This window comes from Aquabacterium parvum (assembly GCF_001447195.1).
GTDB lineage: Bacteria > Pseudomonadota > Gammaproteobacteria > Burkholderiales > Burkholderiaceae_C > Aquabacterium > Aquabacterium parvum.
The window spans coordinates 1-566 of the sequence record NZ_LFRI01000609.1; the positions used below are offsets into that span (position 1 = coordinate 1).

General features: G+C 61.0%; 1 protein-coding gene and 1 pseudogene. Both read right to left on the reverse strand.

Going from position 1 to position 566, the window contains the following annotated elements; genetic code table 11:
* Positions 1 to 117: 117 nt before the first annotated feature.
* Positions 118 to 393, reverse strand: coding sequence for a hypothetical protein (locus ABG80_RS20960; RefSeq protein ID WP_160322639.1), 276 nt, complete (start codon positions 391 to 393; stop codon positions 118 to 120).
* A gap of 48 nt (positions 394 to 441) precedes the next feature.
* Positions 442 to 566: pseudogene (locus ABG80_RS20965) on the reverse strand (IS5-like element ISCARN85 family transposase); the annotation flags it as partial.

Below are 566 nucleotides of genomic sequence, written 5' to 3' on the forward strand. Positions count from 1 at the left end.
GGCAGCGTCAAATCCACCCCCGCCAAAGCGGCAAAATAACCCCGTTCCTCAACCCCCTCGGGAGCCCTGTTCAGCAGCCAGAAACTGGCTCCATTACGCCGAACATCCTTGGCTCCATTACGGCGATCCGTGACAGGCCGGGCCGGGGTCCTCTTTGCTCATCGCTCGGAAGGTGTCAGGGAAGTCCTTCTCCATCCAGTTCCGCAACGTGTTGTGGTTCATCCCGAGCTTGGCCCCGATGTCCCGGTAGGACAGATGCTGCCCAGCTCGGTTCTTGTGCTTCCTTGCACGGATGAACGCGCGGAACACTCCCCGCCGCTCGGTCGGCTTCAGCTGGACCCCGTGGTCCATGTTGGCGGCAGCGGCTTGCCACTCGGCCTCCCGCATGCTCATCCGCGCCACTAGGACACGGACCAGCGATCCATCTGTGACTAGGGCCTGTTAACACAAACTGCGAAGCCCATCGACCACGAGCACGAAGCTGAGAAAGCCGAGAAACATCGCATCAAGCTTTTCGAACCGGGAGAAGATTCGGCGGTAGCCCTTGAGCCGCCGGAACAACCTCT